Source organism: Clostridium sp. MD294 (assembly GCF_000364165.2).
Lineage (GTDB): Bacteria > Bacillota > Clostridia > Lachnospirales > Anaerotignaceae > Coprocola.
Genome location: NZ_CP097810.1, coordinates 277258 through 292052, shown reverse-complemented (window position 1 = coordinate 292052; position 14795 = coordinate 277258). Strand labels below are relative to the sequence as shown.

At 29.4% G+C, this 14795-nt stretch carries 11 protein-coding genes, 6 tRNA genes and 1 pseudogene; 15 read left to right on the top strand and 3 right to left on the bottom strand.

Annotated elements, in window-relative coordinates; all coding sequences use genetic code 11:
* The first annotated feature begins 106 nt into the window (after positions 1-106).
* Positions 107-691, top strand: coding sequence for a hypothetical protein (locus tag C820_RS01430; protein ID WP_004035994.1), 585 nt, complete (start codon positions 107-109; stop codon positions 689-691).
* Between the two features lie 42 nt (positions 692-733).
* Here C820_RS01430 and C820_RS01425 read toward each other — a convergent pair whose 3' ends face one another.
* Both C820_RS01425 and C820_RS14465 read right to left on the bottom strand, forming a co-directional pair.
* Complete coding sequence (locus C820_RS01425) at positions 734-2575, bottom strand: methyl-accepting chemotaxis protein (protein WP_004035996.1); 1842 nt, start codon at positions 2573-2575, stop codon at positions 734-736.
* A gap of 686 nt (positions 2576-3261) precedes the next feature.
* Positions 3262-3387 (bottom strand): hypothetical protein, encoded by a 126-nt coding sequence (locus C820_RS14465; RefSeq protein WP_279282598.1) that lies wholly within the window; start codon positions 3385-3387, stop codon positions 3262-3264.
* Between the two features lie 445 nt (positions 3388-3832).
* Between C820_RS14465 and C820_RS01420 the strand changes: the two genes are divergently transcribed.
* The 8 genes from C820_RS01420 (at position 3833) to C820_RS01385 (ending at position 5717) form a co-directional block, all read left to right on the top strand.
* Positions 3833-4033: a hypothetical protein gene (locus C820_RS01420; RefSeq protein WP_004035999.1), complete on the top strand. Its 201-nt coding sequence runs from the start codon at positions 3833-3835 to the stop codon at positions 4031-4033.
* On the top strand, positions 4002-4607 hold the full coding sequence (locus tag C820_RS01415; RefSeq protein ID WP_035296160.1) for an XTP/dITP diphosphatase: 606 nt from the start codon (positions 4002-4004) through the stop codon (positions 4605-4607). The genes C820_RS01420 and C820_RS01415 overlap by 32 nt, the downstream gene beginning before the upstream one ends.
* Positions 4604-5116, top strand: coding sequence for a metallophosphoesterase (locus tag C820_RS01410; RefSeq protein WP_004036002.1), 513 nt, complete (start codon positions 4604-4606; stop codon positions 5114-5116). The genes C820_RS01415 and C820_RS01410 overlap by 4 nt, the downstream gene beginning before the upstream one ends.
* Before the next feature lie 123 nt (positions 5117-5239).
* Positions 5240-5310, top strand: a tRNA-Gly gene (locus C820_RS01405).
* A gap of 12 nt (positions 5311-5322) precedes the next feature.
* Positions 5323-5396 (top strand) — tRNA-Arg (locus tag C820_RS01400).
* Between the two features lie 7 nt (positions 5397-5403).
* Positions 5404-5474, top strand: a tRNA-Gly gene (locus C820_RS01395).
* 11 nt (positions 5475-5485) lie between these two features.
* A tRNA-Arg gene (locus tag C820_RS01390) sits at positions 5486-5559 on the top strand.
* Positions 5560-5637: 78 nt separating this feature from the next.
* Positions 5638-5717, top strand: a tRNA-Leu gene (locus tag C820_RS01385).
* Between the two features lie 97 nt (positions 5718-5814).
* Here the strand turns inward: C820_RS01385 and C820_RS01380 are convergent.
* A tRNA-Arg gene (locus tag C820_RS01380) sits at positions 5815-5888 on the bottom strand.
* Positions 5889-6188: 300 nt separating this feature from the next.
* Here C820_RS01380 and C820_RS01375 point away from each other — a divergent pair.
* The 6 genes and pseudogenes from C820_RS01375 (at position 6189) to C820_RS01350 (ending at position 14737) form a co-directional block, all read left to right on the top strand.
* Positions 6189-8093, top strand: a complete 1905-nt coding sequence (locus tag C820_RS01375; protein ID WP_004036003.1) for an LTA synthase family protein — start codon at positions 6189-6191, stop codon at positions 8091-8093.
* Positions 8094-8325: 232 nt separating this feature from the next.
* Positions 8326-9486, top strand: a complete 1161-nt coding sequence (locus C820_RS01370; RefSeq protein ID WP_035296163.1) for an LCP family protein — start codon at positions 8326-8328, stop codon at positions 9484-9486.
* A 46-nt stretch (positions 9487-9532) separates the two neighbouring features.
* On the top strand, positions 9533-10921 hold the full coding sequence (locus C820_RS01365) for an LCP family protein (RefSeq protein WP_004036005.1): 1389 nt from the start codon (positions 9533-9535) through the stop codon (positions 10919-10921).
* Positions 10922-11306: 385 nt separating this feature from the next.
* Positions 11307-12689 (top strand): HAD hydrolase family protein, encoded by a 1383-nt coding sequence (locus tag C820_RS01360; RefSeq protein WP_004036006.1) that lies wholly within the window; start codon positions 11307-11309, stop codon positions 12687-12689.
* 12 nt (positions 12690-12701) lie between these two features.
* Positions 12702-13414, top strand: a pseudogene (locus C820_RS01355) (tRNA threonylcarbamoyladenosine dehydratase).
* 390 nt (positions 13415-13804) lie between these two features.
* Positions 13805-14737 (top strand): DUF6612 family protein, encoded by a 933-nt coding sequence (locus C820_RS01350; protein WP_004036009.1) that lies wholly within the window; start codon positions 13805-13807, stop codon positions 14735-14737.
* Positions 14738-14795 lie beyond the last annotated feature (58 nt).

Below are 14795 nucleotides of genomic sequence, written 5' to 3'. Positions count from 1 at the left end.
ATGTTTAAGTTTATGAAATATAGGTCGATATATTTTATAAAATATTTGGTGTATAAAGTGACATAAAAATGTAGCAAATATAGTACAATAGGAAAGGGGAATACTAATGGCGATTACAGTAATTGGAAATTATCAAAGTAATTTGTATCAAAATCCATATGTTTCAAACAAAAGTCAAGTAACAGAAAAATCAGAGCTAGAAAATACAAAAAGTAGTAATGTTTCTGATTATTCTGATTATCTGTCTAAAAAATATAATTGTGTAAAAAATGGAAGTGTAACAATATCAGGAGCATATTTAAAAGAATGTGCAAAAAATAGTGAAAAAGCGAAAGAATTAGAACAAAATCTTTCTTTTTATAATGAAAGTTGTAGAAGTGGTTATATAAATGCAAAATCAAATGCAACTGCTATAGGTGCAAAATTAGTAGATTATTCAGAAAGTTGGAGTATTGATAGTACAGGAAATATAACAATGATAGCTTCTACAACAGTTACTTCAGGTAATGATGTAAAAGGGTGGAAAGAACTGAAAGAAGAACAAACAAAACGATTAGAAAATAAAAAAGTACAACAGAAAAAAGAAGAAGCAATAAAACAGAAAAAACAACAACAAAACAAAATAAAAGAAATTCATGCTATAAAAGCAAAAAATAAAAATAATACAAGAAATATTAATTTAATAATATAAATAATAGAAACCAACAGAATAAAAAAGGGCATAAGCCCTTTTTTATTCGTCATAATTATAATGGAATTGTCCTGTTTCTTGTGTTCTATCATAATCTTCTTGTGCCTTTTTGATAAATTCATAGTCACCTTGTTTTTCTGGTGGAATATAAGCTTTACCTGGCTGACGTTGTCTTAAATTGAATTTTTCCATTTCTGCTTTAAGTAAATCTGCATTTGTCTGCATTTCTTTACTGGAATTTGCAGAATTTTTACTAATATCAACATTGCTTGATGTTTCTCTCATAATACCTGCAATATTTGCTCTGATATCTTCTATACATTCTAACTGTGTAGCAGAAGATATAGATTCCTCTTGTATAATAGAAGTAATATTATTGATTTCACCTACAATTGTTTCAAACATAGTTAATGCTTCTACAGAAATTTTACTTCCCATGACTGCTTTATCAATAGTATTTTGAATTAATGTTTTACTTTCATCTGCAGCTACAGTACTTTTTAAAGCTAGCTGTCTTACTTCGTTTGCTACAACAGCAAACCCTTTTCCAGCTTCTCCTGCTCTTGCAGCTTCCACAGAAGCATTTAATGCAAGTATACTCGTTTGGAAAGCAATATCATCTATTGTTTTAATAACTTGTGAAACTTTTTGTGATGCTAATTTCATTTCTTCTACAGAGCCCGCAAGCACATTCATTTTTTCATTACTTTCTTGTGCATTTGTTTTAATAATATCAGAAATAGAAGAAGCTTCTGCCATATGTTCTGAGCTTTTGCTTATCAAATCTGCAGCGTTGTTAATAGAAGAAGATAATTCATTTACTGTTTGTGCCTGTACATGAGCACTTTCTGCTAATTGATGACTAACGTTTGCGATGTAAGTAGAACCTTCTGCTACTTTATGTGCTACCCTTAATATTTCTGAAAAAAGTGCATCGTTGCTTTGTACCATTCTATATAAATTTTTTCCTAAAGTATCTTTACTAGAACGAATATCAACAAAAACAGTCATATCACCATCTGCAACACGTTTTACGACTCTAACATTTTCTTGTATACTGTTTGCAAGTTGCTTAAAAGAATCAATCATAATAGCAATTTCATTATTTTCATCAATATCACCATAATCAAAATTGAAATCTAGTGTATCAGCACCTTCTGAAAGCTCTTTTGACCATGCAGCTATAGAAGTCATAGGAGCTGATATTTTTGTAGAAGTAGAATTTGCTAAATATGCACTTACAACAATAGCAATTACTGTTAATATTAATATAAAAATAATAGAAATCAAAAGAAGCATACTTAGTGCATCTGCAGCTTCTTGTGCTATAAAAGTATATCTGTTAGCAATTCCTCTTAAGTTATCAATCAATGTATTCACTTTTGGTTCATATGATGTAATAAATTCATCGTACTTTTCTAATCTTTGTTCTGCATTTAAAGTATTGACATCACTAGCAAAAGCATGTATTTCAGCGTGTACTTCTTTAATGAGTTTAATTCTGCTTGCAATTTCATTATCTGTAATTTTTGCTTCATTTTCTGAGAGCCATGTGCCAAATGAACAAGTATTTGGGTCAAGATTTCCTTCAAATCTTTCTCCTGTATGCAAAGCATTTGTTAATTTTAATACCCAATCATAGTGAGCAGAAACCATATCTTTTGAAATATTTTCTGAAGTATAACTTTCAGAAACAACTTTGTATCTGCCGTATATTAAAGCTTGAAAGGCAAATAACACTACCACTACAAGTACTGTAATAGATGTTATCATTAAATAACCCTTCAGTATTTGGTATTTTGTTGTTCCTTTAGTACTTTTTTTTGTTTGCTTTTGTACAATTTCTGCGTTTTCCATGTTTTCGTCATTTTGATTTTTAAACAATGTTATCTCCCCCATCATAGTACATTTTATTTTTATTATATTATATTACTTTATTAATGTAACATCAACGAATTAAAAAATAAATAATATATTTTGAAAAATAATGTTTTTTGCAATGAATAACTATATTATTAGTTTGCCTTAAAAGGTATACTTTTTGAAGAAATAGATTTTTTCCACCTTTTGTAAATTTTCAAAAATTTTTTTGAACAATTTAAACAAATCCTATTGTAGTAAAGATATAAAAATTAGTATAAATGTATCTTTATAAAAGCATGGTAAACTTTGTCAAAAAGTATACCTTTTGATAGAATTAATGTTAATTAAATACATAAATTTATCTATTTTTAAATACTTTTTTATTTAATTTTTAAAATTTTGTACTTTTGTAATTATGTATAGAAGTGGATATTGCAAACACTTCTCTTGTACTTAGAAATTTTGTATTGTCTATAATAAAAGTTTGTTCTCCCTTTCTGTAAATAAAAATATTGTGCATTTTATTTATTCCATTTGTCTGTATAAATTACTTTGTTTGCAAATCCTATGTTATGTCCTAAATCATTTATAATATAGCTATATATTGATTTTTTAGCAATCTTTTCATTTGTATTAAGGAACTATTTTTTTGTCAAAATAGATACATTTTATTATAAAAGGGTTTCTATTTACTAATATTACTCTTTTTAAAAAATATAAAGGAGCATTGATATTATAATTTCATTAATAACAGACTTTTGTTTTTCTGCTGGTACTAATTTTAATTCTAAAATATTAATTTCTACTTTTTTATTAGTATAATCTCTTGTCAACCCCCTTAAATTTTCTAAACTTAGATACCCTTTTAGTACAGATATTTTTAAAAATATGCCACTACTCTGTATTTGATAAATATATCCATTGCTGACTAGACTAATATAGAAATTGCTTTACGAATAGTTGTTCTACTGACTTGATGTTGATTTATTAAGTCTTCTTTAAATGTAGGTAATTTTTTTATTTGATTGTATTTTTTTTGCTAATATATTACTTTATAATTCCTGTAATATTTTTCTATATTTTATACTCAAAAAAATTACCTCGTTGCTAAAATCTCTCAATTTTCATTATAACAAATAACGCAAATAATTACAAACACTTTCTTATTTTTAAATAAAAACAATACTTTAGTTGTAATTTTCTGTAAAAATTTGCTTTTAAAAAATATTGTACACATTTTAATGCTCTTTTACAATCATAGTTAAGAGGTGATGTAATATGAAACTGTTTCGAATTGGTGTTATTGTTGCGGTAATGCTTTTATGTATTCCAAGAAAAGTACAAGCCTTTGAAAATACATTCTGTTCATTTCATTATTTTCATTGTATAATAATGGATATGAAATATAGGTATGATACAATACAACAAGAAAAGGAAGTAAATGAATATGGAACAAATTGTATTTGCAACAAAAAATAGTGGAAAAATAAAAGAAGTAAAACAGATATTGTTAGATTTGCCTTTTGAAATTGTTTCTATGTATGACATAGGAATTACAGTAGATGTTGTAGAAGATGGTAAAACATTTGAAGAAAATGCTATAAAAAAAGCTTCTGAAATTTCAAAAGTATCTGGCAAAATTACACTTGCAGATGACTCTGGTTTGGAAATTGATTTTTTAGATAAAAAACCTGGAGTTTATTCTGCACGATATTTAGGAGAGAATACTCCTTATATTGAAAAAAATAATCATATACTGCATTTAATGAAAGATGTGCCTGAAAAACAAAGAACAGCAAGATTTGTATGTGCTATTGCGGCAGCATTTCCTAATGGAAAAGTGCTTACTGCCATAGATACTATAGAAGGTAGTATTGCACATAAAATACAGGGAGAAAATGGCTTTGGCTATGACCCTATATTTTTTGTGCCAGAACTAGGCAAAACAACAGCACAATTACCTCCAGAACAAAAAAATGCTATTAGTCATAGGGGTAAAGCACTCCAAAAAATGAAACAATTATTAATGCAACAGGAGGAGATGAAACAGTGAAATTATTGGTTCTCAGTGATACACATGGCTATTTAGCAAATGCCAGAGATGTGCTTAATCGTATTGGTAAATATATGAATGGTGTTATTCATTTGGGTGACCATGCTTGTGATGCAACAGATTTACAAACAGAATATCCCGATTTACCTTTTTACATTGTAAGAGGAAATAATGACTTTGGTGATAAAGCTCCTAATAAATTAATGCTGACAATACATGGAAAAAAATTACTTTTAACACATGGACATATGCAGCAGGTGTATTGGAGTTATGATACAATATCTTATTGGGCAGAACAAGAGGGAGCAGATGCAGTGCTTTTTGGACATACACATAGTCCTGTAAATGACAATAAAGGACGCGTAATGCTATTTAATCCTGGTAGCATTTCCCTTCCTAGAGGTGTTCCACAACCTACATTTGGTGTATTAGAAATTGCTCAAAATGGTATGTTTTATGGCTCTATAATGGAATATATTGACTCTCAGACATTTTTAAGAAAAGGCTGATTGTATAAAAAGTATTCATATGTTTTTCAGTATGAATACTTTTTTTAAAAAATTTAAAAAAAAGTATTGACTTTGTGTTTAAAATATGGCATAATGTTTTTCGTTGATTATAGTATTTATTTTGCGGGTGTAGTTCAATGGTAGAATGTCAGCCTTCCAAGCTGAACACGTGAGTTCGATTCTCATCACCCGCTTTTATTCTTTCTGGATCAGTAGCTCAGTTGGATAGAGCAACGGCCTTCTAAGCCGTGGGTCGGGGGTTCGAATCCCTCCTGGTTCATTTTTATGCGGGTGTAGTTCAATGGTAGAACGTCAGCCTTCCAAGCTGAACACGTGAGTTCGATTCTCATCACCCGCTTTCTTTTTTTTGGATCAGTAGCTCAGTTGGATAGAGCAACGGCCTTCTAAGCCGTGGGTCGGGGGTTCGAATCCCTCCTGGTTCACTTTTATGAAATATTAAATAAGTACCTATTGTCTAAAAAACAGTAGGTACTTACTAATATAGTATAATAAATACTTGTGCGGATATGGCGGAACTGGCAGACGCGCTGGACTTAGAATCCAGTCCGAGAGGGTGCAGGTTCGATTCCTGTTATCCGCATATTTTACCCCTTGAATACTCAAGGGGATTTTTTATTATTGTTATTAAAATAATAAATAAAAAAAACACATTGTCATAAAAACAATGTGTTTTTTGATGTGAGCAAGAAGATTCGAACTCCCGGCCTTCTGATCCGTAGTCAGACGCTCTATCCAGCTGAGCTATGCTCACAAAATATTTAAAATAAAGACAAGAGTTATAATACAATAAATTAAAATATTTGTCAATACTTTTTTAATAAAAAATAATAGAAGTACTATATTGTACTTTAATATGGAAAAACTACTTGAATTGTAGTGATAAAGAAAAGCTTTACATTTATTTTAAATTAATTTAACATAATAAAAAGCTATTTGTTTAAAATAGATAAAAAAACAATGCTGTTACAAAATATTATGTTTATTGTTTTTTAAAACTATAATAAAGTGATGTTTTTGTGTTTATTCGTTGAAAAATAGTAGGAGAGTGAAAATGAGTTCAATTATAAAAGGAATTAGAGATGTTTTCAGTAAAAGAATTGTAATAGGACATATATTGTCCATAGTATTAATTTGTTATTGTTCTATCAAAATAGCAGAAACAGTAATGTCATTAAATTTGTCAGCAACAGAAGAAGAATTATTATTTTTTCAGGAAAATTTAGAAAATTATCCATTTTTATTTTGGCTGAATTGCTTACCTATATTTTTACTGATACTACTTTTTTATTTTATTACAAACCATACACTTTTTAGTATAGTATTGTGGGGGGGTACTTTTTATAGTCTTGCTTTTGCAAACAGTATGAAAATAGAAATGAGACAAGACCCTGTACTTCCTTCAGATATTAAATTAATAAGAGAAGTGATGGGAATTATAGAAGGCTTTGATGTAGTGACATTGGAGGAAATACAATCAAAAATACGTTTGTTTTTATTGGTGTTATTGCTTGTGCTACTACTATCTCAAAATAAAAAGATGCGTACAAAAATTAGAATAGGTGGTATTGTTGTAGTAATGATTGTAGGTATTGTTGTAAATCATATGTACTATGCTAATGAAAGAGAATATATTAAATATCCTGTTTTAGGAAATATTTATTTTTCAGTAAATCAATATAATTCAAAAGGTTTTGTATATTGTTTTTTTCATAATGTCAATAGCATGAAAATTAAAAAGCCAAATGGCTACAACGAAATGCAGTATGCTCAATTAGAACAGCCACCTGCTATCAATGAAAAACAAACAGAAAATTTACCTAACATTATTATGATAATGGGTGAAGCTTATTCTGATTTAAGTATAAACAAACATATTGATTTTTCTAATTATGTTGACCCTATGAAAACATATAAAGAAATTATAAGTCAAGAAGATACTATAGCAGGACATATTGTAGTACCAAATTTTGGAGGAGGTACTTCTGATACAGAATATGATGTGCTTACAGCTTGTCCTACAAGATATTTGAATAATACCTCTCCATCTTATGATTTTGTTAGAAAAAAATTCGATGCTTTGCCAAGAAGGCTATCACAAATTGGTTATGATACATTAGCTATACACCCTGGCTATTTTTGGTTTTATAATCGCTATAATGTTTATCCTTATTTTGGTTTTGATAATTTTATACATCTGTCTTCATTTGACCCACATGGGCAAAGTAAAGGAGGCTATATTAGTGAACAGGCAACAATAGATACAATATTATATACATTAAAGGAACATATACAACAAAGCGACAAGCCACTTTTTTCATTTACAGTTACAATACAAAATCATGGACCTTATCAAGACAAATATAATGAAACAGAACAAAATTTTGATACAGATATTTTTTTAACTTCAAAAGAAAAAAATATGCTTTACAATTATTTTAACGGTGTAAAAGATGCAGATGAAGAAATTGAAAAATTAGTAACAGAATTAGATAGATTAGATGAACCTGTTGTGTTAATATATTTTGGTGACCATTTGCCAGGATTTGCCAACGGAATGGACTTTTTTGAAATATTGGATTATGACATTGATATAGAAGGAACAACAAAACAGAAACTTGCTATTTATGAAACACCATATTTTATTTGGCAAAATGAAAGTGCTAAAAGTAGTACTAAAATATTGGAAAACAAACAAAAAATAGCACTACCAAAACAAAATATTATAAGTGCTCATTGTTTAGGAGCTATGACAATGGAATTATTAGGACTAGAAGGGCTTTCTCCGCTGTATGACTATGTAAATAATATGAGAAAAGAGATACCTGTTATTACACAAGGTGCTTATATAGAAGGAAACGGAAAATATAAAGAAGAAGTTACACAAGGAGAAAGTATAAAAATAGATTATTTAGCAGGTTGGCAATATTATAAATTATTTGACCAAAAAATAAAATAAAAAGTTTAAAGCTGTTACAACAACTGTTATAACTGTAAAATCAAAACTATTTAACAATTTTCTTAATATTTTATATCATAACAATGTTTTTTTTAAAAAATATTGTATTGTATTTTGAACTTTGCTATAATAAAAAACAGTAAATTGCAATATAAAGCATTTTATGCAGGAGTGGCTTATATTGTAAATGAGTGGGTGTAAAGTAATTGGTATAGTATATAGGAGAATTGTTGTGAATGGAACAAGAATGAAAAGATACGAATATAAAAAGAAAAAAAGAAGAAAAAAATTATTTTTTTCTTTGTTGTTGCTTGTTGTTATGGTATGTTTGGGGGCTGTAGGATTTCGTATGGCATTAAGAAAAGATGGCATTGCAAAAGACCATACAAAAAAAGCAATCAATCCAGAACCAGTAAAAGTAGAACAGTTAACGAAACAAGAAATATCAGAACCTGCAAAACCAATCAATGTAGCAGTATTTGGTGTAGATAATGATGGTTTTAGAACAGATGTCAATTTTGTAGTTTCGTTTAATGAAGATACTAAAAAAATACAGTTTGTATCTGTTCCAAGAGATACTCGTGTAGTAATGACAGATGATATGATAGCCTCTTTAGAACAAAGAAAAAAATTTGTTCCTTATAGAAATGGTGTAAAAGGGCAATGTAAATTGACAGAAGTACATGCTTATGCAGGAGAGGAATACAGAAATGAATTTTCTGTAACTATGTTAGAGAATTTATTGGGAATTGATATAGATTATTTTGTAAAAATAGATTTAGATGCTTTTCATGACATTGTAGATGCAGTAGGTGGTGTAGATATGGAGGTAGAACAACGACTGTATTATAATGACCCTTATCAAAATTTATATATTGATTTACAGCCTGGTTATCAGCATCTTGATGGAGATAAAGCAGAACAACTTGTGCGTTTTAGAGAAGGATATGCTCAAAAAGATTTAAAAAGAATACAAGTACAGCAGGACTTTATGAAGGCACTTTTGGAGAAAGTGAGTTCTACATCAACAATACTGAGTAATCTGCCAAGTATTGCACAGGTACTTTGGGAGAACATAGAAACAGATGCAACACTAAAAGATGTTTTAAAATATGCAAAATATATTAAAGATATTGATATAAATAGTATTACTATGGAAACGATACCTGGAACAGGTGGTGCATATTTTGACCATGATGAACAAGGTACAAAAGAGCTAGTAGATAGAGTATTTTATGGTGTTGAAGACGAACAGCAAACACAAGAAAATAGTGAAACGAAAGAGAATGATGAAGCTGAGGAAAATACAGAAATAGAACAATATAGCGAAAAAGAACAAGAGCAAAAAAGTGACAATGAGCAACAGAGAATATTGTATAATAATGAACAGTAATAAAAGTAGTCAATTCTGTAAAACACAAAAATAAAGGTGGAGAAAAATGGGTAAAAGAATGGATAGGTATGCCAACAAAAAAAGAGGAAGACAAGAGTCTTTTTCTCAAAGAGGTATGCCAAAACAAAAGCAGAAAAAAAAGCCTGGGTTAATTGCTACATTTTTTAAAATTGTATTTACTACATTACTTATTTTTTGTATTGGAGCAGGCGGTGCTGCATTTGCTTATTACAAAATAACAGGAGGATTTCCTACAGCAAAGCAACAAGCACAAGATAAACCAGTTTCTAGTAATGCAAAAGATACCAGTTTTTTAGACGCCTTGAAAAAAAAGAACTTAAAAATTAATGTAGCAGTGTTTGGAGTAGATGGTGATGGTACAAGAACAGATGTTATGTTTGTAGTACATTTTGATAGTGAAAAACAAATGACAAATTTAGTATCTATGCCTAGAGATACTAGAGTAAAATTTGCACCAGATGTTGTAAATTATATGGAAAAACAAAATAAATACTATCAATCACCTACAAAATTGAATGCTGTACACGCTTATGCAGGTAAAGAAGATGGCCCTGAGGTGCTTGTAAAACAATTAGAGCATATGTTAGGAGTAGAAATAGACCATTATGTAAAAGTAGATTTGAATGCTTTTAGAAAAATTGTAGATACTGTTGGTGGTGTAGAAGTAGATGTTCCTCAAAATATGTACTATGAAGACCCTTACCAAGATTTGTATATCAATTTGAAAAAAGGGAAACAAGTATTAGATGGAGATAAAGCGGAACAACTTGTACGTTTTAGACATTATCCTATGGGAGATATTGCTCGTGTAGAAGTACAACAGCAGTTTTTAAAAGCATTTGCACAAAAAGTAATGAGTAGTGATAGTATTATCAAAAACATACCAAACTATATTAAAATGGTTTATTCTGATGTAGAAACAGATGTTACATTGTCAGATGCTTTAAAATATGTAAATTATATCAATTCAGTAGATGCTTCTAAAATTAAAATGGAAACATTGCCAGGTGTACCACAAGATATAAATGGAATTTCTTATTATATTTATGATGAAGAAGATACGAAAGAAATGGTAAATAGAATATTCTATGGTATTGGATTAGAAGAAGATACAGAACAGATAGGTGATAGTAAAGAGTATAATATAGAAGTTGCAAATGGAGGATATACACAAGGACTAGCAGGTAGAGTAAGTGAAAAATTAAAATCAGATGGATATACTATTACAGAAGTTTCTACTTATACAGGTGGAAAAGAAGAACATACTCGTATTATAATAAAAGAGGCAGGTATTGGGCAAGATTTAAAAGATTATTTTGTAGATGCAAAAATAGAAATGGACGATGGCTCTTTGCCTGATGGTATAGACATTAAAATTATTATTGGTACAGGACAAACAGATATAAATGATTAAATAGAAAAAAAACTGTTTACTTTTTTTGTAAACAGTTTTTTATATTTGTTAGATGTAAATAATATACAGTCTGTCAAAAAAACTCATTTTGCGTAAAAAGCAAGGGGTATGGGGAGTGCACTCCCCATACTAATCCGCAAGGCGAGCTTTGCCTGCCTGAGGAAAACAGCGAGTTTCAAGGCTTTTAAGCCTATGGAACAAGCTGTTTATACTTCTATTTAAACAAGTCGAAAACTGTTTTCGACTTAGCGTGTCGACTTTATCGACACGCTGTAATATATTCATTTTTTAATCATACAATCATTATAGAAAAACTTGACCGTTTTCATTGCATTTGTTACAATTTTTTAAGTTAATGAAATAAAAAGAAAGGAAGGCTTTCTTTATGAAAGAAAAGAAAATAGTAATGCCTAAAATTGGTATGAGAATGATAAAATCAGCAGTAGCTGTTTTAATTTGTTTTTTTGTTCATACTATAAGAGGAGCAAAAGGTGACCCATTTTATTCTGTAATTGCTGCAATACTTTGTATGCAGCCTCAAGTAGAAAATAGCAGAAAAGTAGCATGGAATAGAGTATTAGGCACTCTTGTAGGAGCATTTGTAGGTAGTATTGTTTTGGCAATAGAACAAAACTGTATTCCTTATGATTGGTTTTTACTAAAGTATGTTATTATATCTTTTTCTATTATTCCCACAATATATATTACGCTTTTGTTAAAAAAGCCTACAGCATCTTATTTGTCTTGTGTAGTACTTATGAGTATTACCATTGTACATGATACAAATACAAGTTTATTTTATTTTGTGTTTAACAGAGTATTAGAAACAATTATAGGTATATTAGTGTCACTATGTGTCAATAGAATACAATTACCTAGAAGACATGAAAAAGATATGCTTCTTGTAACAGGGTTAGATGGTTCTCTTTTAGGAGAAGATGGAAAAATGGGAGCTTATACCAATATAGAATTGAATTATTTAATTGCAGATGGTGCAAATATTACTATAGCTACAGAAAGGACACCAGCATCATTATTATCTGTATTAGGAGATGTGAAATTAAAATTACCTGTTATTGCTATGGACGGAGCAGTATTGTTTGATACTAATGAAAAGAGATATTTGTCTTGTCAGGCGATACCGCTAGAAATTGTAAAAAAAATGTGTAAAATATTTGAGCAAATGGGAAAACATTATTTTGTTAATTTGGTATTAGAGGATGCATTACTTATATTTTATGGTACATTTCATAATGATGTAGAAGCAAAACTATATTTAGATATGAGAAAATCACCTTATAGAAATTATGTTTATGGAGAATTTCCGGAAGATGGTGATGTTGTTTATTTTCTTTTAGTAGATACTATAGAAAATATTGATATTATAGAAAAGGAATTAAAACAACAGCAATATGGTGAAGAATTGCTTTTTTTGAGAGATAGTTCTGAAACACCAGAAGATTATTGTCATTTAAAAATATATCATAAAAATGCTACAAAACAATTTATGGTAGAAACATTAAAGCAACGTTTAGGTATTACAAAAACAGTAGCATTTGGTAGTAACAAAAATGATATACAGATGCTGAAGTCAGCAGATTTAAGTATTGCTATGAAAAATTCTATACAACAGGCAAAAGAAGTATCTGACTATGTTTTAAAAAGGCAAGATTTAGACAGTGTTGCAAAAACAATGCGAAAAATTTACGAACCTTTAATTTGGAAAAAGGGATTGCAAAAACCTAATAAAAAAAGTACATTGTTATAAAAGGAGTATTTTATGGAAGAATATTTTAAGAGAACAGAATTGTTACTTGGCAAAAATGGAATGGAAAAATTGTATCATTCAAAAGTAGCTGTGTTTGGTATAGGGGGAGTAGGCTCTTTTGCAACAGAAGCACTAGCAAGGAGTGGTATAGGACATTTAACATTGATAGATGGAGATGTTGTAAATGAAACCAATATTAATCGTCAATTAATTGCTACAACGGAAACAATAGGAAAATATAAAACAGATGTGATGAAAAAAGAATACAACAAATCAATGCTAATGCAGTAGTAGAAGAGCATAGATGTTTTTATAGTGCAGAAAATATTAATTTAATCAATTTTTTTGCATACGATTATATTATAGACGCTATTGATATGGTTTCTTCTAAATTGCTTTTAATTGAACAGTCAAAAAAAGCAAATGTTGCAGTAATAAGTTGTATGGGGGCAGGTAATAAATTAGATGCAACAAAATTTGAAGTAGCAGATATTAGTAAAACGAGCGTGTGTCCACTGGCGAAAATAATGAGAAAGGAATTAAAAAATAGAAAAATAGAAAATGTAAAAGTGGTTTATTCTAAAGAAGCAGCAATAAAGATACAAAAATCGAATGAAAATATACCAAAAGGAAAACATCAAATAGTAGGAAGTGTTTCTTTTGTGCCTTCTGTAGCAGGATTGTTGTTGGCAGGAGAAGTTATAAAAGATATTGCTGGTGTTTGATTTATTTTGTAATGATAAAATGAGTAAATGCTTTCTATATAAGTATGTTCTATGATTGTCCTTTTATAATTTATATTACTAGTAATAGAATATATAGTACGAATTATTTACTTATCTGTACTATTATACAATGTAATTTTTTTCATGCTTTGCATGAAAAACCATTCGTACTTTGACATTACAGTTTCTCCTACATTATTGCGTAATGTTTGGTCGAAACTTTCATAAACGTCAAAGCTACTCATTAATAATGAAATATAAAAAGAAAGAAGTATTTGTAGTATAGAAAAATCTTATATTTTTTTTAAATATATAAAAATAACTTGAATTACAATAGTATTTCCTATAAAATGTGAATATCACAGCAAACAAATATTAAGGAGGAAAACTATGAATTTTTGTAAAAAAGTAATAACATTGATTTCTATGGTAGTAGTTGCTTTTGCTTTTTCATCTTGTGGTGATAAAGCAGTAACACAAGTCAAATCAGCAACACCACAAGAAACTATTACAAAAGTTTTAGAAAATTTAAAACAAGTAAAAAGTATGAAAAGTGTAATTACAACACAATCAAATATGACAGCAGGGGAGTCTGTTTCTGAAGTTTCTACGCAGACAGAAGTCACAGCAGTATATAGTCCTTTAAATATGAAAATTGTGAGCAAAAGCAGTTTACCATCTAGTAATGAACTTGTAACATATGTTGATGAAGCAAATGGCATGGCTACCACATATATGGAATATGCGGGACAATGGATGAAACAGTCATTAGAGCCTAATATTGTACTAGAATCTTTAAAAATGTATGATACTAAACAGAATGCTATATTGCTTTTAGAGAGTGCTGCAGATTGGCAGCAAACAGAAACAAATGATACATTTGATGTACTTCAAGGAGTGTTACCAGCAGGTATATTAGCAGAGGTAGTAGAAAATACAAAAGCATTACAAATGACAGGTATGGCAGGATTAACAGAAGAATATTATAAAGGTGTTTTAGATACAACAATTACTGTAACAGTAGACAAGCAGACATTACTGCCTACTAGTTATACTGTTGATTTGTCAAATACATTAGAAACACTTATGAATAATGTCAGTAGTACATTTGGCGGAGGCACAGAAGGTAATGAGCCTGTCAAAACAGTAGTAAATGAATATACATTGACAGTAGATTGCAGTGATATAAATGAAACGAAAAAAATAGAAATTCCAAAAGAAACATTGGATAGTGCTATTGATTTTGAAAGACAAATTGAAAATGCTTCTATTTCAGAAGACATACCTGTAGGAGAAAATGGCGAAGAATTGGCTGTGGAATAAACAATTAAAAATAACAAAAGTTCGATTTCTATAAATAGAAGTCGGGCTTTTTGCTTGT

What these genes read in the sequence shown, in the direction of transcription:
- C820_RS01430 (WP_004035994.1), top strand. Translation starts at nt 107, where the DNA reads ATGGCGATTACAGTAATTGGAAATTATCAAAGTAATTTGTATCAAAAT.
- C820_RS01420 (WP_004035999.1), top strand. Translation starts at nt 3,833, where the DNA reads ATGAAACTGTTTCGAATTGGTGTTATTGTTGCGGTAATGCTTTTATGT.
- C820_RS01415 (WP_035296160.1), top strand. Translation starts at nt 4,002, where the DNA reads ATGGAACAAATTGTATTTGCAACAAAAAATAGTGGAAAAATAAAAGAA.
- C820_RS01375 (WP_004036003.1), top strand. Translation starts at nt 6,189, where the DNA reads ATGAGTTCAATTATAAAAGGAATTAGAGATGTTTTCAGTAAAAGAATT.
- C820_RS01365 (WP_004036005.1), top strand. Translation starts at nt 9,533, where the DNA reads ATGGGTAAAAGAATGGATAGGTATGCCAACAAAAAAAGAGGAAGACAA.
- C820_RS01360 (WP_004036006.1), top strand. Translation starts at nt 11,307, where the DNA reads ATGAAAGAAAAGAAAATAGTAATGCCTAAAATTGGTATGAGAATGATA.
- C820_RS01350 (WP_004036009.1), top strand. Translation starts at nt 13,805, where the DNA reads ATGAATTTTTGTAAAAAAGTAATAACATTGATTTCTATGGTAGTAGTT.